The organism is Variovorax sp. efr-133-TYG-130 (assembly GCF_030208835.1).
GTDB lineage: Bacteria > Pseudomonadota > Gammaproteobacteria > Burkholderiales > Burkholderiaceae_C > Variovorax.
The window spans coordinates 72,469-90,127 of record NZ_JARVTD010000001.1 but is presented as its reverse complement, the minus strand read 5'-3'; the positions used below and the strand labels follow the sequence as shown (position 1 = coordinate 90,127).

Below are 17,659 nucleotides of genomic sequence, written 5' to 3'. Positions count from 1 at the left end.
TAATGCACGCTTTTAAACGCCTGAAAAACATCAAATCAGGCGAGTTAATTCATATTGTTTACTTTTGACGTTGCCGATGTCGTTGCGTCAACAATTGTCAAAACTCTGCTCCGAACGGAGCGGGCGTCATCTCCCTCAAGAGAGATGACGCTTTCACGATTTTCAATGCGCAGGAACCAGGAAGTCCTGGCTGATCCGCCCGCCCAGCTCGTTCACGCGGTCGAGGAACTGCGTGAGATACGCGTGCAACCCCGTCGCAAGAATCTCGTCGACCCGCGCGTACTGCAGGTCGGCCAGCAGCTTGCCGGCGCGGCGCTGGGTTTCGGCGCTCTGCTCGTTCTGCACCTTCGCAAGGTTGTTGACCACCTCGACCAGGCTCGCATGCAGCGAGCGCGGCATGTCGGCGCGAAGGATCAGCAGTTCGGCCACGCGCTCGGGCTTGATGACGTCGCGGTACACCTTGCGGTAGACCTCGAAGGCCGAGACGCTGCGAAGAATGGCGCTCCAGTGATAGAAGTCGTACTCCTGGTCTTCCTCGGTGGCGGCGCCGAAGAACTCGCTGTTGAGCGCGTGGAACTTCACGTCGACCAGCCGCGCGGTGTTGTCGGCGCGTTCGAGGAAGGTGCCCAGGCGCGAGAAGTAGAAGGCCTCGTCCTGCAGCATGGTGCCCAGCGTGACGCCGCGCGACAGGTGCGAGCGGAACTTCACCCACTCGAAGAACTGGCCCGGGTCGCGCTCGAAGTCGCCCGCGCGCAGCATGCGGTTCACTTCGAGCCAGGTGGTGTTCTGCGTTTCCCAGGCTTCGGTGGTGAGCGCGCCGCGCACGGCACGTGCGTTCTCGCGCGCGGCCTTGAGGCACGACACGATGGACGAGGCATTGCTCTCGTCCTTGACCATGAACTCCATCACTTCCTTGGGCGCGATCTGGTCGTACTTCTGGTTGTACCAGGGCAGCAGCTCGCTGATGGAGAGCACGCCCTGCCAGCCGTACTTGGCGACTTCGGCGGATTGAGGCAGCAGCGAAGTCTGGTAGTTGACGTCGAGCATGCGCGCCGTGTTCTCGGCGCGCTCGGTGTAGCGGGACATCCAGTAGAGATGGTCGGCGGTACGTGACAGCATCTTCGTCGTGCTCCTACAGCGATTGGCTTTGCGACTGCGCGGGCGCCGCCTTGGGCTTGGGCGCGCGGTCGGCTTCGAGAATCCAGGTGTCCTTGGTGCCGCCGCCCTGCGACGAGTTGACCACCAGCGAGCCTTCTTTCAGCGCCACGCGCGTGAGGCCGCCGGGCACCATCTGCACCTCGCTGCCCGAGAGCACGAAGGGCCGCAGGTCGATGTGGCGCGGCGCGATGCCTGCGTCCACGAAGGTGGGCGAGGTCGACAGGCTCAGCGTGGGCTGGGCGATGTAGCCGTCGGGCTTGGCGATCACGGCTTTCTTGAAGTCCTCGATCTCGGCCTGCGTGGCGGCCGGGCCGATCAGCATGCCGTAGCCGCCCGCGCCGTGCACTTCCTTGACGACCAGGTCCTTCATGTTGTCGAGCGTGTATTGCAGCTCGTCCTTGTTGCGGCACATGTAGGTGGGCACGTTCTTCAGGATCGGCTTCTCGCCGAGGTAGAACTCCACCATCTTCGGCACGTAGGGGTAGATCGACTTGTCGTCGGCCACGCCGGTGCCCACCGCATTGCAGATGACGACGTTGCCTTCGCGGTACGCGCGCATCAGGCCCGCGCAGCCCAGCGTGGACGTGGGGCGGAACACCTCGGGGTCGAGGAAGTCGTCGTCCACGCGGCGGTAGATGACGTCGACGCGCTTCGGCCCGCGCGTGGTACGCATGTAGACGAAGTTGTCCTTGACGAACAGGTCCTGCCCTTCGACCAGCTCCACGCCCATCTGCTGCGCGAGGAAGGCGTGCTCGAAATAGGCGCTGTTGTACATGCCGGGCGTGAGCACCACCACCGTGGGCTCGGCCGTGGCCGGCGGCGCGCTGGCGCGAAGCGTCTCCAGCAGCAGGTCGGGGTAGTGCGCGACCGGCGCGATGCGGTTCTGGTTGAACAGCTCCGGGAAGAGCCGCATCATCATCTTGCGGTTCTCGAGCATGTAGCTCACGCCGCTGGGCACGCGCAGGTTGTCTTCGAGCACGTAGTACTCGCCGTTGCCCTCGGCATCGGGGGCGCGGACGATGTCGATGCCCGAGATGTTCGAGTAGACGTTGTGCGGCACGTTGACGCCCATCATCTCGGGGCGGAACTGCGCGTTGTTCAGGATCTGCTCGGCCGGGATGATGCCGGCCTTGATGATTTCCTGGTCGTGGTAGACGTCATGCAGGAAGCGGTTGAGCGCCGTGACGCGCTGCACCAGCCCCTTCTCCATGCTGTCCCACTCGTTGGCCGGAATGATCCGCGGCAGCAGGTCGAACGGGATGAGCCGCTCGGTGCCGGAACCGTCTTCGTCCTTCGCGCCGTACACGGCAAAGGTAATACCGACCCGGCGGAAAATCATTTCCGCCTCTTCACGCCGCGAACGCATCACCTCACCGGGTTGCTTCGCGAGCCATTGGTCGTAGCGCTTGTAATGCTGTCGGATCGCAGCCCCCGCATAGGGCAACTGCTCATACATCTCGTCGAATTTGTGCATGGAACGACCAATCTCCTTGAGCCGTAGCTTAGCAAGTTCGAGGCCAGTAGAACCCCTTATGCGGCGGCCGGAGACGGGGCGAAGCTCTTTTTTTTCGGGCTACCGCACCGGGGTTTCGGCCGGCGGCTGCTGCTTCTTGCGCGGCGAGAGGAATTCCTTGATGCGCTCCCCGCTCTCGTCGCCGTAGAGGCTGGCAACGGAAGATTCGCGCTCGGCATCGAGCTGTTCCCGCCGGCTGCGGCCCCGGGCAGAGTGCACGAGCTGCTTGATGCGCGCCTGCACTTCGAACGGCCCGCGGGAAAGCTCCTGCGCCCATTCGAGCGCCGTGGCGCAGGCACTGCCGCGCGGCACCACCTTGTTGACCACGCCCCAGTCGTGCAGCCGCCTGGCGCTGCAGGGCTTGCCGTCGAGCAGCATCTCCAGGGCCGCCTGCGGCGGCAGCGAACGCACCAGCGAATCGGAACCTCCGCCGTCGGGCGTGAGCCCCAGGTTAACGTAAGACATGGCGAACCTGGCGTCTTCCGCCGCCACGATGAGGTCGCAGGCCAGGCACAGCGAAAAACCGCCCGCCACGGCCGCACCTTCGACCGCCGCGATGACGGGCTGGGGCGCTTCCTGGATCGCCATGATCCACTCGTTCAGCGCCTCCAGGTGGCCGTGCTGCTCGGCCTCGGGCAACTTGCGCTGCCGCGCCAGCCGCCGCAGGTCGCCGCCGCCGCTGAAGTGCTCGCCCTCCCCGCACAGCACGATGGCGCGCACCGTGCGAAAGCCCGAGGTGGCCCGCAGCGCCTTGGCCGCCGCGCGGTAGACCGCCGGGTTGACCGCGTTGCGCGCGGCCGGGTTGCTCAGGGTCAGCACCAGCACCGGACCCTCGCGGTGCGTCTTGAGCCGCGCGCCGGTCGTGGCCGTCGCGCTCGCGCTGGTGATGGTCGGGACGGCGGTGGTCATGGCGCGGGCCCGGAAAACCGGCCCCACCGGCAACTGCTGCGATCTTGCATGGCATTCCCTTTGCGTTGTTTCAGGACCGTATAACGCACGCGACCACCCGCCGGCGTTACCTCAGTGATGAGTACTTTACGTTTAATTTGACAATTAATTCACGATTTCAGCGCGTTCAGGCACACGATGCCGCCAGTAGCGCCCATGGCGCTCGCGCTCGCAGGCGACATCGTCAGGCTGCGTGCTGCGCCAGTGGGCGGCACCGCAGCGGGGGCTGTCGACCAGCCGTACCCCGTGGGCCGCGTACCGCGCCGCCACCTCGGGCGCCGGGTGGCCGAAGCGGTTGCGATAGCCCGCCTGGACCAGTGCAATGCGCGGCTGCACGGCGTCGAGGAAGGTTTCGCTCGACGAGGTCTTGCTGCCATGGTGCGGCACCAGCAGCACGTCGGCGCGCAACTCCGGCGCGCGCGCGACCAGCGCGGCCTCCTGCATGCGCTCGACATCGCCCACCAGCAGCGCGGCGGCACGGCCGTTGCCGATGCGCAGCACGCACGACACGGCATTGGGCTTGGCGGTGAAGGCCTGGTAGTCGTCCGCCGCGGGGTGCAGCACCTCGAAATCCACGCCGTCCCATGTCCAGCGCTGGCCGGCCTCGCAGCGCCGCGCCGGACGCAGGGCCTGCAGCGGATGCGTGGCTTCGATCGAACTGCGCAAGTCCGCTTGCGGCTGCATCGCGAGCACGGCCTGCGCTCCGCCCGTGTGGTCGGTGTCGCGATGGCTCAGCACCAGCATGTCGAGGCGCTCGACATAGGCGCGCAGCAGCGGCACGAGCACGCGGTGGCCGGCATCGCTTTCGAGGCTGTAGCGCGGACCGGTGTCGTATAGCAGGCTGTGCGTGGCGGTGCGAACCAGCACCGCGTTGCCCTGCCCGATGTCGGCGGCCAGCAACTCGAACTCTCCCGCCGCGGGACGCGGCGCCTGCCACAGCAAAACCGGCAGCAGGAACGGCAGGCCGAGCACGCGCAGCGACCACGGCAGGCGCATCGTGAGCAACACGCCGCCAGCCACGCCGCAAGCCGCCATCCACAGCGGCGGCGCGGCCATCGACAGCGTGGCGAGCGGCAAGCCGGCGCACCATTGCAGCAGCACCGAAAGCGCATGCACCGCCCACGCGGCCGCGTCCCACAGCGGCGCGATGGCCACGCCCAGCATCGCCAGCGGCGTGACGACCAGCGTGACCCACGGGATCGCGACCGCATTGGCCAGCAACCCGACCAGCGACACCTGCTGGAACAGCAGCAGGCTCAGCGGCGCGAGCGCCAGCGTGATGACCCATTGCTCGCGAAAGAAACCCAGCAGCCGTGCCGAAGCCCGCGCGCGCGGCTCGCCGGGCACCGACGCATCGGTGGCGAACAGCACGCCCACCGCCACGAAGCTGAGCCAGAAGCCGGCCTGCATCAGCGCCCATGGGTCGAGCGCCACCACCACCGCCGCGGTCAGCAGCCACACATGCGGCCAAGGCCAGCGCCGCCCGGTGAGCCGCAGCGTGGCGACTGTCGCGAGCATCCACACCGTTCGCTGCGACGGCACGCCCCAGCCGCTGAAGAGCGCATAGAGCCCCGCCAGCAACACGCCGCCGACCAGCGCGGCCTGTTGCGCGGGCAGGCCCAGCATCAGGCGCGGGCAGCGCCGCCACAGCCAGCCAACGGCATGGGCCGCCAGCCACGCAAACATCGTGACGTGGAGGCCCGAGATCGACATGAGATGCGCCACGCCGGTGGCACGGAACACATCCCAGCCCGCGCGGTCGATGGCCTGCTGGTCGCCCGTGACCAGCGCCGCGATCACGCCGGCCCGCGCGCGGTCGGGCACGCGCTCGAAGATCGCGTCGCGCACGGCTTCGCGCGCATGCTCGACCGGATGCCGCCAGGTGACGGCGATGCGCTTCGGCGCGGCATCTCGCGCACCGGTGCGCACATAGCCATTGGCCTGGATGCCCTGCTCCCAGGCCCACAGCTCCCCGTCGAAGCCGAAGGGATTGACGTTGCCGTGCGGCGCCTTGAGGCGCACGGCAAGGCGCCATCGCTCGCCGGCGTGCACGGAAGCGACCGGGCTCGCGGACGCGGCCTTATCCCCGGAAGAGCGCCCCCACAGCCCCGTGTTCTCCGCATACCAGCCGAGGGAGACGTGGCCCGGAACCGCCAATGGCTCGCCGACGGACGCATCGGCCCAGCGCGCGGACTCCACATCGAGCCGAAACCGCGTCCCGGCTTCGTTGCGTTGCGGCATCTCCGCGATCACGCCCGTGACCACGAGGTCGCGCCCTTCCAGCGCCGGTGCCAGCGCGCCGCCCGCGTAGACCACCGCGCGCCAGCCCGCCAGCCCCGCCCCGGCCATGGCTCCGCAAAGCAGTGCGAGCACCATGGCCGGCACGCGCCGCTCGATGAAAAAAAAAGGCCGGCGCCATCGCCCGAGACCCGCCACGGCCGCCAGCAGCAAGACGGCATAGACCCATGCGGGCCAGAGCGACGGCTGCTGCAATTGCAGGGCCGCGCCCAGCAGCGATCCGCCCAATGCGGCGAAGCCTCGCGACCCGCCCACGGCATTGCCCGACGCGTGAAATCGCGTCATGAAAGAACGTCCGGACACATGATGCAAACCCTCCCCGACTCACGCTCAGTGGCGCGTTAATTGCTAAGCATCTCGGCTAGTATGCGTCTCACCAGAGACATCTTTCCGATGCAATCTGCCAGTACTGCACACAAAAACGCATGTCTATCCACGCCGCTCTACACCACGTCACCCATTACAAATACGACCGCCTGGTGCAGTTGGGCCCTCAGGTCGTGCGCTTGCGTCCCGCGCCGCATTGCCGCAGCAACGTCATCTCGTATTCGCTGCGGGTCGAACCCGCGGAGCACTTCGTCAACTGGATGCAGGACCCGTTCGCCAACTACCAGGCGCGGCTCGTGTTTCCCGAGAAGACACGCGAGTTCAAGGTCACTGTCGACCTCGTGGTCGAAATGGCGGTCTACAACCCCTTCGACTTCTTCCTTGAGCCGCAGGCGGAGAACTTCCCCTTCAAGTACACGGCCTCGCAGGCCGAGGAACTCGCGCCCTACCTCGTGGCCGACCCGGTCACGCCGCTGCTGGAGGCCTACCTCGACAAGGTCGAGCGCAAGGAACAGCGCACAATCGACTTCCTGGTCGGCATCAACCAGCAGGTGCAGAAAGACGTCAACTACCTGATCCGCATGGAGCCCGGCGTGCAGACGCCGGAAGAAACGCTGGCCAACGGCAGCGGCTCCTGCCGCGACTCGGGCTGGCTGCTGGTTCAGCTGCTGCGCCACTGCGGACTGGCCGCGCGTTTCGTCTCGGGCTACCTGATCCAGCTCACCCCCGACGTGAAGGCGCTCGACGGCCCGAGCGGCACCACGGTCGACTTCACCGACCTGCACGCCTGGTGCGAGGTGTTCCTGCCGGGCGCTGGCTGGATCGGCCTCGACGCCACTTCGGGCCTCTTGGCCGGCGAAGGCCACATTCCGCTGGCCTGCACGCCCACGCCATCGAGCGCCGCGCCCATCGAGGGCGGCGTGGACGAATCCGAGGTCGAGTTCGGTCACGAGATGAAGGTCACGCGCATCTACGAATCGCCGCGCGTCACCAAGCCCTACACCGAAGAGCAATGGGCCGAGGTGCTGACCCTCGGCGACGCGGTCGATGCGCGCCTGAAGGCCGGCGACGTGCGCCTCACCATGGGCGGCGAGCCGACCTACGTGGCCACCAGCGACCGCGACGCGCCCGAGTGGAATACCGACGCCCTCGGCCCCACCAAGCGCGGCTACGCCACCGAGCTCGTGCACAAGCTGCGCGCCGAGTACGGCAAGGGCGGCTTCCTGCACTTCGGCCAGGGCAAGTGGTATCCGGGCGAGCAGCTGCCACGCTGGGCGCTGTCGATCTTCTGGCGCGCCGACGGCCAGACGCTGTGGCACGACCCCGAGCTGTTCGCCGACGAACGCTTTCCCACCCACTACACCAGCGAAGACGCACGCCGCTTCACCACCGTGCTGGCGCACAAGCTCGGCCTGACCGAGCGCTACATCCAGCCCGGCTACGAAGACATCTACTACTACCTCTGGCGCGAACGCCGCCTGCCGGTGAATGTCGACCCCTTCGACTCGAAGCTCGACGACGAACTCGAACGCGTTCGCCTGCGCCGCGTGTTCACGCAGAAGCTCGACGCGGTGATCGGCTACATGCTGCCCATCGAGCCCGGCAATGCGAACAGCGACGCTCCCGCGCTGGCGGGCCCGGCCTGGAAGACCGGCCCCTGGTTCCTGCGCGACGACCGGCTCTACCTGATTCCCGGCGACTCGCCGATGGGCTACCGCCTGCCGCTCGACTCCCAGCCTTGGGCCAGCAAGGGCGACTACCCCTACCTGATCGAGCGCGACCCGACCGCGCCGCGCGGCGCACTTCCGAGCGCGGCCGACTACCGCGCGCGCTACACGACGGGCGCCGCCGGAGCTGGTGCCGCCGGCCTCGGTGACGTGCCCTACACCTTCGGCACGCCGCCCGTGGTGCCCGCCTCGCTGCGCATGCAAAGCCCCGGCGATGCGGCAAGCGGCGATGCATCGGCAACCGACGACGCCACCGACAAGTCCACCACACGCCAGCCGCTGCGCGGCGAATCCGCCCACTGGGTCACGCGCACCGCGCTGTGCGTCGAAGTGCGCGACCCGCGCCGCGCCAACGGCCCGGTGGCCGAGAAGAAGGGCAACGCCTCGGGCGTGCTCTACGTCTTCATGCCGCCGCTCGCGCGCCTGGAGGACTACCTCGACCTCGTCGCCGCCGTGGAAGCCACCGCGCGCGACCTGGGCGTGCGCATCGTGATGGAAGGCTATCCGCCGCCGCGCGACCCGCGCCTGAAGATGCTGGCCGTCACGCCCGACCCCGGCGTGATCGAGGTCAACATCCACCCGGCCCACAACTGGAAGGAACTGGTCGCCCACACCGAGTTCCTCTACAACGCCGCGTTCGAAACCCGCCTGTCGGCCGAGAAGTTCATGACCGACGGCCGCCACACCGGCACCGGCGGCGGCAACCACTTCGTGATGGGCGGCGCCACGCCCGCCGACAGCCCCTTCCTGCGCCGGCCCGAGCTGCTGGCCAGCCTGCTGCTCTACTGGCACAACCATCCGTCGCTGAGCTACCTGTTCTCGGGCATGTTCATCGGCCCGACCAGCCAGGCGCCGCGCGTGGACGAGGCCCGCAACGACCAGGTCTACGAGCTCGAAATCGCCCTGAAAGAGATCGCCAAGAACCGCGAGATCTACGGCCAGAACATGCCCGCATGGCTGGTCGACCGCACGCTGCGCAACATCCTGATCGACGTGTCGGGCAACACGCACCGCAGCGAGTTCTGCATCGACAAGCTGTATTCGCCCGACTCCAGCACCGGCCGCCTCGGCCTGCTGGAGCTGCGCGCGTTCGAGATGCCGCCGCATGCGCGCATGAGCATTGCGCAGCAGCTGCTCATTCGCGCGCTGGTAGCCCGCTTCTGGGATGAGCCCTACAAGGCACCCGTCACCCGCTGGGGCACCGAGCTGCACGACCGCTTCCTGCTGCCGACCTTCGTCAAGATGGACTTCGACGACGTCATCAGCGAGATGCGCCAGGCCGGCTTCGCCTTCGACCCCGACTGGTTCGCGCCGCACTTCGAGTTCCGCTTCCCGCTTGTGGGCCAGATGCAGGCCATGGGCGTGGAGCTGTCGCTGCGCAACGCGCTGGAGCCCTGGCACGTGATGGGCGAGGAAGGCTCGGCCGGCGGCACGGTGCGCTATGTCGATTCCTCGCTGGAGCGCATCGAGGTGCGCGTGACCGGGCTGAACGAAAGCCGCCACGTCGTCACCGTCAACGGCAAGGTGCTGCCGCTGCAGCCCACGGGCGTGACGGGCGAATTCGTGGCCGGCGTGCGCTACAAGGCCTGGAACCCGCCTTCGGCGCTGCACCCCAGCATCAAGGCCCACGCCCCGCTGACCTTCGACCTGGTCGACACCTGGATGAAGCGCTCGCTGGGCGGCTGCCAGTATTTCGTCGCCCACCCGGGCGGCCGCAACTACGACACCTTCCCCGTCAACGCCTACGAGGCCGAGAGCCGCCGCCATTCGCGCTTCACGCGCACCGGCCATACGCCCGGCCTCATGCGCACGCCGCCGGCCACCATCGAGCTGCCGGGCAGCCGCGAGTTCCCGTTCACGCTCGACCTGCGGCGCTGAAGGGGTGCCTACCACACTGCCGAAGCGGCCGGGCCGTGACGGCGGTGTGACAATCCCCCTCCTGTGGAACCCTTGAACGAATCCCTGTTCGGCGCCCAGGCACTGGAATTTCCAGCGGCCCTGGCGTCGGCGCTCGCCCCGGCCGCCCAGCCCGGACACTTCGACGAATTGCGCGGGCAGGCCACCCCGGTGACGGCCCCTCGGCCGGCGGGTGGCGCGGCCGCGCCCGCCGCGGCCCCGCTGCTTTACGACGCCGCCGCGGAGCAGCGGCCGGCGGCTTCGCAGTCGCCTTCGCCTTCTCAGTCGCAATCTCAGTCCCAGACGCAGTCACAGTCCCAGTCCCAGTCCCAGGAACCTTCCGGCGAGCAACCGCCGCTCACGCCCGCCTGGCACGACTTCTTCGAACAGCTCGGCCCGGGCGGCTTCAACGACCTGCCCCGGCGCGCCGTCAGCCTGGAGCGGCAGATCCGCGACAACGGCGTCACCTACAACGTCTACGCCGACGCCAACGGCCCGCAGCGCCCCTGGTCGCTCGACCTGTTCCCGCTGATCGTCTCGCCCGAGAGCTGGAGCCAGATCGAGGCCGGCGTGCTGCAGCGCGTGCGGGTGCTCGACCGGGTGATGGCCGACGTCTACGGCCCGCAGCAGCTGCTGGCCGAGGGGCTCATTCCCCCGGCGCTGGTGCGCGGCCACCCCGGCTACCTGCGCGCCCTGCACGGCGTGAAGCCGCCGGGCGACACCTGGCTGCACATCGCCGCCTTCGACCTCGCGCGCGGCCCCGACGGCAACTGGTGGGTGGTGTCGCAGCGCACCCAGGCGCCCTCGGGCCTGGGCTACCTGCTGGAAAACCGGCTGGCCATCACGCGGCAGTTTCCGCAGGCCTTCGAGGCGCTGCAGGTGCAGCGCCTGGCCGCCACCTACAGCGCCATGATGGAAGGCCTGCAGCGCATGTGCCCGGCCGGCGTGCCGCCGCACATCGCGCTGCTCACGCCCGGCCCGTACAACGAAACCTACTTCGAGCACGCCTACCTCGCGCGCTACCTGGGCATCACGCTGGTCGAGGGCAGCGACCTCACCGTGCGCGACCAGCGGCTCTACCTCAAGACGCTGCAGGGCCTGCGCCCGGTGCACGGCCTCATCAAGCGGCTGGACGACCAGTTCCTCGACCCGCTGGAGCTGCGGCCCGACTCCACGCTCGGCGTGCCCGGCCTGCTGCAGGCCATTCGCGCGGGCAACGTGCTGGTGGCCAACATGCCGGGCTCGGCCTTCCTCGAATCGCCGGCGCTGCTCGGTTTCCTGCCGGGGCTGGCGCGCCGCCTGATCGGCGAGAAGCTCAAGCTGCCCGCGCTGCCCACCTGGTGGTGCGGCGAGCGCGCCGCGCTCGAAGCCGTGCTGCCGCAACTGGCCGACTGCGCCATCAAGCCCACCTACCCCGGGTTCGAAGGCCGCGCCAGCTTCGACGCGGTGCTCGGCAGCCAGCTCGGCCGGCGCGAGCTCGACGAGTGGGCCGGCCGCATCGTGCGCGAGGGCGACGTCCACACCGTGCAGGGCTACCAGCCGCTGTCGCAGATGCCCACTTGGGCCAACGACCTGGGCCCGGGCCACATCGCGCCGCGCGCGGTGATGCTGCGCGTGTTCGCGGTGAGCGACGGCGCGCAGTCGTGGCGCGTGCTGCCCGGCGGCCTGGCCCGGCTCGCGGGGCCCGACGCACAGATCGCCTCCATGCAGCGCGGCGGCAGCAGCGCCGACGTGTGGGTGCAGACGCTCGGCGAAGTCGACCGCACCACGCTGCTGCAGCCGCATGCCACGCCGGCATCGCTGGCACGGCACCGCGCGCCGGTCACCAGCCGCGCCGCCGAGAACATGTTCTGGCTCGGCCGCTACACCGAGCGCGCCGAGAACGCGGTGCGCATGGCGCGCCTCACGCTCAACCTGCTGGGCGGCGAAGACCAGTCGTCGCGCCCGCTGCTCGATTGGCTGCACCGCGTGGCGCTGCGCAATGCGCTGGTGCCGGCCGAGGCGCCCAGCGCGCCGAAGTCGCGCCGCGTGTTCGAGCGCGCGCTGATCGCCGAGCTGGGCGACGTCGACCGGGGCGGCAGCGTGGGCTTCAGCCTGCGGTGCATACGGCAGGCCGCGGCCGCCGTACGCGAGCGGCTGTCGCAGGACAACTGGAACCAGATCGTTCGCGCCGAGACCGAATTCCTGCGCCGCGCCGCCGAGCAGGCCGGCGAAGGCAGCTTCGCCTCCAGCGCCGCGCTGCGCGCGCTCGAATCCGCCAGCACCGCGCTGGCCGCCATGACCGGCGCGCAGACCGACCGCATGACGCGCGACGACGCCTGGCGGCTGCTTTCGATCGGCCGCCACATCGAGCGCCTGGGCTTTTTGTCGAACGCGCTGCAGGCCGGCTTCGAGAACGGCGCGGTGCACGAGGTGAGCGGCTTCGAGGCGATGGTGGCCCTCTTCGACAGCACCATCACCTTCCATGCGCGCTACCAGCAGCGCCGCGACGTCGCCACCATGGTCGACCTGCTGGTGCTCGACGCCGAGAACCCGCGCTCGCTCGCCTGGGTCACGCAGACGCTGCGCGGACGCATCGCGCGGCTGGCCGGCAGCGCGCCGGGCAAGCTCACCGCCCTGTCGTACGAGCTGCCCGACCCTGCCGGCTGGACGCTCGAACACCTCTGCGCCGCCGGCCCGGACGCCAACTACCCGGCCCTCGCCGAACTGCTGGCCAACTGCGAGTCGGCCGCGTACCACGTGTCCGACGCCATCGGCACGCGCTACTTCACCCTCACTTCGGAATCGCTGCGCTCGGTCGGCGCGTGAACTCGCTCTCCCCCATGCTTCGCGCACTTCGTGTCGCTTCGCACTCCCCCTCACCGGGGGCAACGCCCGCGGCCCGGCAAAGCCGGTTCCGCGGCGTTTCCCGACAGATCCAGGAGACATCCATGCCCAGCAACATCATCAACCGCCGCTTCGCACTCACCGCCGCCGCGCTGCTCACGGCCCTGGCCATTGCAGGCTGCGGCAAGCAGGAAGCAGCCACGCCCGCCGCCTCCGCCAGCGCGCCTCCATCGCCACCGCCGGCCGCCGCCCGCGTGCTGGTGGTCGGCACCGACGCCGCCTACACGCCTTTCGAGTCGCAGAACGACAAGGGCGACATCGTGGGCTTCGACATCGACGTGGTGAAGGCCGTCGCGCAGAAGGCCGGCATCGAAGTCAAGTTCGTCAACACGCCGTGGGAAGGCATCTTCAACTCGCTCGACCAGGGTGACCGCGACCTGCTGGTGTCGGCCATCACCATCACCGACGAGCGCCGCCAGACGATGGACTTCTCGCAGCCGTACTTCGACGCCAAGCAGCTGATCGCAGTCAAGAGCGATTCGCCCGTGGCCAGGTTCGAGGACATCAAGAACCTGAAGGTCGGCGTGCAGAACGGCACCACCGGCGACGAGGTGGTCGGCAAGCTGCTCGGCAAGTCGAGCACCGCCATCAAGCGCTTCGAGTCGACCCCGCTCGCGCTGAAGGAACTTGAAGCCGGCGGCGTGCAAGCCGTGGTGGCCGACAACGGCGTGGTCGTGCACTACCTCGCGAACAACGCGGCGGGCGGCTTCAAGACGGTGAGCGACGCCAGCTTCCCGGTCGAGAAGTACGGCATTGCCGTGAAGAAGGGCAACGCCGAGTTGCTCGCCAGGATCAACCAGGGCCTCGAGGCAATTCGCACCGACGGCACCTACGCCAGGATCTACGCCTCGCACTTCGGCACCGAGCCGAAGCAAGCGGGCAAGTAGCCAACGAGCCGGGGCCAACGCCATGCTGCTGCACGTCACGCACGAAACCCGCTACGAATACTCCCCGCCGGTCGAGACGGCACAGCACCTGGCCCACCTGAGGCCGCTGGCCACCGACTCGCAGCGCCTGGTGAGCCACAAGCTCTCCATCGAGCCGACGCCCGCGCAGCGCAACGAAACGCCCGACCTCTACGGCAACACCCGCGCCTTCTTCGCGCTCGAGGCCACGCACGACAAGCTGGTCGTCACCGCCGAGAGCGTGGTCGAGACCTCGGTGCCCGTGCTCTCGCCGGCCATCGCGCGCGAGCTGCCCTGGGAGGCGGTGCGCGAGCGTTTCCGCTTCCGCAAGGACGCCACCTTCGACGCCGCCTCGGAGTTCGTCTTTCCGTCGCCCTACGTGCCGCGGCACGACGACTTCACCGCCTATGCGCGCGCCAGCTTCGTGCCCGGGCGGCCCGCCTTCGACGTGGCGATGGACCTCACCGTGCGCATGTACGAAGACTTCGACTACGACGCCGACAGCACCGAGATCAACACCCCCGCCGTCGAGGCCCTCGCGCAGCGCAAGGGCGTGTGCCAGGACTTCGCCCACATCATGATCGCGTGCTTCCGCACCATGGGCCTGCCGGCGCGCTACGTGAGCGGCTACCTGCTCACGCAGCCGCCGCCCGGCCAGCCCCGGCTGGTGGGCGCCGACGCTTCGCATGCGTGGGTGTCGGTGTACCTGCCCGGCAAGAGCGGGGACGGCGGCAACAGCCCCGGCGGCTGGGCCGACTTCGACCCCACCAACGGCCGCCAGCCCGGCGAGGACTACGTCACGCTGGCCATCGGCCGCGACTACTCCGACGTGTCGCCGATGCGCGGCGTACTCCATGGCGGCGCAAGGCACACGCTGCGCGTCGGCGTGACCGTGCAGCCGGTGGGGGAAGTGCTCGAGGCGGTACCGCAAACACAGACACAATCGCAATCCCAAGACAAGGAGTCTCCATGAGCGTTTACGACAAACTTTCCAGCCTCGGTATCACCCTGCCCCCGGTCGCCGCCCCCGCCGCCGCCTACGTGCCCTTCGTGCAGACCGGCAACCTCGTGTTCCTCTCGGGCCACATCGCCAAGAAGGACGGCAAGGTCTGGGCCGGCCAGCTGGGCGCCAACATCGGCACCGAGGAAGGCAAGCAGGCCGCACGCGCCATCGCCATCGACCTGCTGGGCACGCTGCACGCCGCCGTGGGCGACCTGAACAAGGTCAAGCGCATCGTCAAGGTGATGAGCCTCGTGAACTCGGTCGGCACCTTCACCGAGCAGCATCTCGTGACCAACGGCGCGAGCGAGTTCTTCGCCGAAGTCTTCGGCCCCGAAAAGGGCGCGCATGCACGCAGCGCCTTCGGCGTGGCGCAGATCCCGATGGGCGCCTGCGTGGAAATCGAACTGATCGCCGAGATCGGCTGATCGCCTTGGCGCTGACGCCCGACGACCTCATCGCGCAGGCGATGCGGGACCCCGTCAATGCGGCGCTCGCAAAACGCCTCCCCCGCCTCGGCCTGAAACAGGGCTTCCTCACCGCCGGCTGCCTGTTCCAGGCCACCTGGAACCACACCGCCGGCCGGCCACCAGGCTGGGGCGTGAAGGACTACGACGTCTTCTACTTCGACGACAGCGACCTGTCATGGGAGGCTGAAGACGCCGTCATCCGCCGCGTGCACGAAGCCGTCGCCGACCTGGGCGCGACCGTCGAGGTCAAGAACCAGGCGCGCGTGCACCTCTGGTACGAACAGCGCTTCAAGGCGCCATACCCGCGCCTGCGGTCCGCGCGCGACGGCATCGACCGCTACCTCATCGCCTGCACCCGCGTGGGCATCGACCTGGCCGACGGCTCGCTCTACGCGCCCGACGGGCTCGATGACCTGGCCGCCGGCATCCTGCGCATGAATCCGCTGCTGCCGATGCCGGAGATGTTCAACGCGAAGGCGCGCGACTACCAGTCGCGCTGGCCCTGGCTGCGCATCGCTACTTGCGCTTCCAGCTCGACACCGTGATGAACACGCCGGTTTCCTTCGCATCGCGCAGCCGCACGGTGTAGCGGCCCGCGCCGTCGGTGCCGCTGAACACGGCCTCGCGCTCGCTGTTGCCGGCTTCCAGGGTCGCGCCCTTGGCCAGTTCGCGGTAGGTGGCGACCAGGTCGTCGAATGCCGCGTAGCTGCGCAGCGTCACTTCGGCATCGGGCCAGCGGGCGCCCTTGAGCTCGGCGTTCTCGCGGTCGGTGTACATCGGCTTGCCGGCCAGCCCCTTCGGTATCACGATCTTGCCGGCGCTGGCGGTGCTGTTCACCTCCCCCGCCTGCACGAGCAGCGGCTTCAACGAAGCCGGAAAACCCGCCGGGAGCTCCGAATCGCGCCAGCCCGGCGCCGTCGGCTGGCCCGCGATGTATTCGACGGTGGCGATCTTCTGCGCAGCCGCTGCTTCGGCGGGGTCATCGCTCTCGGCCATGAGCGCGTGGTACGAAGGCAGTGTCCTGGCCCATGCGATCAGCGGCTCGGCATCCGACGGCCTGGCGTCGGCGGGATGGAAGATCGTCAGCACGGCCTGGGGGTCGGGGTTGCACACCTTGGGCTCGTCGCGCTTGGTGGAATCGCGGCAGTGGCCGTTGACCAGGCCGATCGCCAGCAGGCGACCTTCGCCGTCGAGCAGCAGCGCGGAGCGCTCCTCGCCGTGGCCTTCGCCGCTCACCGACGCGATCACCGTGCGCCCGTCGGGCCACACGGTGCGCGTGACGTCGAAGCGCGAGCGCATGCCGTCCAGCACCTGCGCCGCGATGAGCCTGTCGCCATCGGTGTAGCTGCCGCGCGCATAGCCGACCATGGCAGTCACGGCGCTGCGGATCTTGGGTTGTTCGCTGAGCTTCAGCCGGGGCGGAGGCAGCTCGGTGGTGACGGGCGCCGCGTGCACGGAGGCGCCGAGCGTGCAGGCGAGCAGCAGCGAGGCCAGTGCCTTCCCTGGAAACAGCGCGCTCATTCGGCGATCTCGATTTCGATGTTGGTGATGGCCGGCATGTCGCGCGGCACCTTGGCGTTGACGGAGAAGGCGGTGCCCTTGAGGCTGCCGAGCACATAGCCTGAACGCTCGTCCGCTTCAGACTGCATGCCCTCGAGCGGCGGCGACAGCTTCCTGTAGAAGTCGAGCACCTGCGCCACGGTGTCGACGGTCTGCAGGCGCAGCACGCGCCTGGCCTTCGCGTCGCTCAGGGCGTCCTGTCCGGTGTAGTGCAGCACAGCCCTCGGATACAGCGGCACGGACTGCGAAAAGCCCTTCGGCCGCGCGACCGGCCGGGCGTTGGTGTGCGCGGCGTCCATGGTCGTGTACTCGGTCTTCTCGAACTTCTCTTCCTTGCCGGAGTCCAGGTCTTCCTTCGGCACCGTGCGGCTCCAGTCGACCAGTGGCTGCGCCTGTGCGCGATCGACGCCGGGGCGCAGGAAGATCGACAGCACTGCGTGCTGGTCGTCGCGGCAACCGGTGGACGACGACTTCACACCGCATTCGCGGTGCGCCAGCGCGGCAGCGAGCACCTCGCCGCTTCGGTCGTCCACCAGCAGGGCCGAGCGCTCGCTGCCGCCGTTGGGCAAGCGGTACGACGACAGCAGACGCTTGCCGTCCGGCAGCGCCTGCTGCTGCCGGTGGCGCCGCGATGCCAGTCCGGCGATCAGCTGTTCTGCCAGCAGGCCTTCAGGCCTTCAGGCCAGTAGTAGGAGCCGGAGGCCAGGCCGGCGAAATCGGTCACGGCGCGGTCGAGCGCCGGAACCTGTGAAGCTTGCGTCGCCCGCTCGGACTCGGATTCGGGCACGCGCACGAGCTGAGGCGTGGATGCGGCGCAGACGGTGGCAGCGGACAGGGTAAGAAAAAAGGAAGAAAGAGCGAGTCGGAATCTGGAAGGCATTAAAAGGGAAAAAAACGTGAGGAGGAGCGTTGCGCTCCGGGCGAGCCGCATGCGGCCGCAAGAAGAAATGCGAGGACGATTCTAGAAGGCG

General features: G+C 68.6%; 13 protein-coding genes. 6 read left to right on the top strand and 7 right to left on the bottom strand.

Translation table 11 applies throughout. The annotated features are described in order from the left end of the window. Positions 1-162 precede the first annotated feature (162 nt). From QRN67_RS00440 to QRN67_RS00425, 4 genes are all read right to left on the bottom strand, one after another. On the bottom strand, positions 163-1,119 hold the full coding sequence (locus tag QRN67_RS00440; RefSeq protein WP_081267164.1) for an alpha-E domain-containing protein: 957 nt from the start codon (positions 1,117-1,119) through the stop codon (positions 163-165). A gap of 13 nt (positions 1,120-1,132) precedes the next feature. Next, positions 1,133-2,632 (bottom strand): circularly permuted type 2 ATP-grasp protein, encoded by a 1,500-nt coding sequence (locus QRN67_RS00435; protein ID WP_081267165.1) that lies wholly within the window; start codon positions 2,630-2,632, stop codon positions 1,133-1,135. 99 nt (positions 2,633-2,731) lie between these two features. Continuing rightward, positions 2,732-3,580 carry an oxepin-CoA hydrolase, alternative type gene (locus tag QRN67_RS00430; protein ID WP_285409754.1) on the bottom strand — a complete coding sequence of 283 codons (849 nt, stop codon included), beginning with the start codon at positions 3,578-3,580 and terminating at the stop codon, positions 2,732-2,734. A gap of 144 nt (positions 3,581-3,724) precedes the next feature. Further along, the gene (locus tag QRN67_RS00425; RefSeq protein WP_285409752.1) at positions 3,725-6,202 is read right to left on the bottom strand and encodes a DNA internalization-related competence protein ComEC/Rec2; all 2,478 of its coding nucleotides are present in this window, start codon (positions 6,200-6,202) and stop codon (positions 3,725-3,727) included. A gap of 140 nt (positions 6,203-6,342) precedes the next feature. On the opposite strand from QRN67_RS00425, the gene QRN67_RS00420 reads away from it, so the two are divergent. The 6 genes from QRN67_RS00420 (at position 6,343) to QRN67_RS00395 (ending at position 15,673) form a co-directional block, all read left to right on the top strand. Continuing rightward, the gene (locus QRN67_RS00420; RefSeq protein ID WP_285409750.1) at positions 6,343-9,849 is read left to right on the top strand and encodes a transglutaminase family protein; all 3,507 of its coding nucleotides are present in this window, start codon (positions 6,343-6,345) and stop codon (positions 9,847-9,849) included. 63 nt (positions 9,850-9,912) lie between these two features. Further along, positions 9,913-12,675, top strand: coding sequence for a circularly permuted type 2 ATP-grasp protein (locus tag QRN67_RS00415; RefSeq protein WP_285409748.1), 2,763 nt, complete (start codon positions 9,913-9,915; stop codon positions 12,673-12,675). A gap of 122 nt (positions 12,676-12,797) precedes the next feature. Continuing rightward, positions 12,798-13,640, top strand: a complete 843-nt coding sequence (locus QRN67_RS00410) for a basic amino acid ABC transporter substrate-binding protein (protein WP_285409746.1) — start codon at positions 12,798-12,800, stop codon at positions 13,638-13,640. Between the two features lie 22 nt (positions 13,641-13,662). Continuing rightward, positions 13,663-14,631, top strand: coding sequence for a transglutaminase family protein (locus QRN67_RS00405; protein ID WP_081267170.1), 969 nt, complete (start codon positions 13,663-13,665; stop codon positions 14,629-14,631). After that, the gene (locus QRN67_RS00400) at positions 14,628-15,086 is read left to right on the top strand and encodes a RidA family protein (protein WP_237675076.1); all 459 of its coding nucleotides are present in this window, start codon (positions 14,628-14,630) and stop codon (positions 15,084-15,086) included. Before QRN67_RS00405 ends, QRN67_RS00400 begins: the two co-directional genes overlap by 4 nt. 5 nt (positions 15,087-15,091) lie before the next feature. Further along, positions 15,092-15,673 carry a nucleotidyltransferase family protein gene (locus tag QRN67_RS00395; protein ID WP_285409741.1) on the top strand — a complete coding sequence of 194 codons (582 nt, stop codon included), beginning with the start codon at positions 15,092-15,094 and terminating at the stop codon, positions 15,671-15,673. On the opposite strand, the gene QRN67_RS00390 is transcribed toward QRN67_RS00395, so the two are convergent. The 3 genes from QRN67_RS00390 to QRN67_RS00380 form a co-directional block, all read right to left on the bottom strand. Then, a complete protein-coding gene (locus tag QRN67_RS00390) occupies positions 15,645-16,649 on the bottom strand; it encodes a hypothetical protein (RefSeq protein ID WP_285409739.1) in 1,005 nt (334 codons plus the stop codon). The genes QRN67_RS00395 and QRN67_RS00390 overlap by 29 nt on opposite strands. Then, positions 16,646-17,257, bottom strand: coding sequence for a hypothetical protein (locus tag QRN67_RS00385; protein WP_285409737.1), 612 nt, complete (start codon positions 17,255-17,257; stop codon positions 16,646-16,648). The genes QRN67_RS00390 and QRN67_RS00385 overlap by 4 nt, the downstream gene beginning before the upstream one ends. Positions 17,258-17,334: 77 nt before the next feature. Then, positions 17,335-17,619, bottom strand: coding sequence for a hypothetical protein (locus QRN67_RS00380; protein WP_285409736.1), 285 nt, complete (start codon positions 17,617-17,619; stop codon positions 17,335-17,337). Positions 17,620-17,659: the final 40 nt, after the last annotated feature.

Bases quoted from the DNA above. Each gene is read 5' to 3' on its own strand.
- QRN67_RS00440 (WP_081267164.1), bottom strand. From the start codon at position 1,119: ATGCTGTCACGTACCGCCGACCATCTCTACTGGATGTCCCGCTACACC.
- QRN67_RS00400 (WP_237675076.1), top strand. From the start codon at position 14,628: ATGAGCGTTTACGACAAACTTTCCAGCCTCGGTATCACCCTGCCCCCG.
- QRN67_RS00390 (WP_285409739.1), bottom strand. From the start codon at position 16,649: ATGAGCGCGCTGTTTCCAGGGAAGGCACTGGCCTCGCTGCTGCTCGCC.
- QRN67_RS00420 (WP_285409750.1), top strand. From the start codon at position 6,343: ATGTCTATCCACGCCGCTCTACACCACGTCACCCATTACAAATACGAC.
- QRN67_RS00435 (WP_081267165.1), bottom strand. From the start codon at position 2,632: ATGCACAAATTCGACGAGATGTATGAGCAGTTGCCCTATGCGGGGGCT.
- QRN67_RS00425 (WP_285409752.1), bottom strand. From the start codon at position 6,202: ATGACGCGATTTCACGCGTCGGGCAATGCCGTGGGCGGGTCGCGAGGC.
- QRN67_RS00380 (WP_285409736.1), bottom strand. From the start codon at position 17,619: ATGCGGCTCGCCCGGAGCGCAACGCTCCTCCTCACGTTTTTTTCCCTT.
- QRN67_RS00430 (WP_285409754.1), bottom strand. From the start codon at position 3,580: ATGACCACCGCCGTCCCGACCATCACCAGCGCGAGCGCGACGGCCACG.
- QRN67_RS00405 (WP_081267170.1), top strand. From the start codon at position 13,663: ATGCTGCTGCACGTCACGCACGAAACCCGCTACGAATACTCCCCGCCG.
- QRN67_RS00410 (WP_285409746.1), top strand. From the start codon at position 12,798: ATGCCCAGCAACATCATCAACCGCCGCTTCGCACTCACCGCCGCCGCG.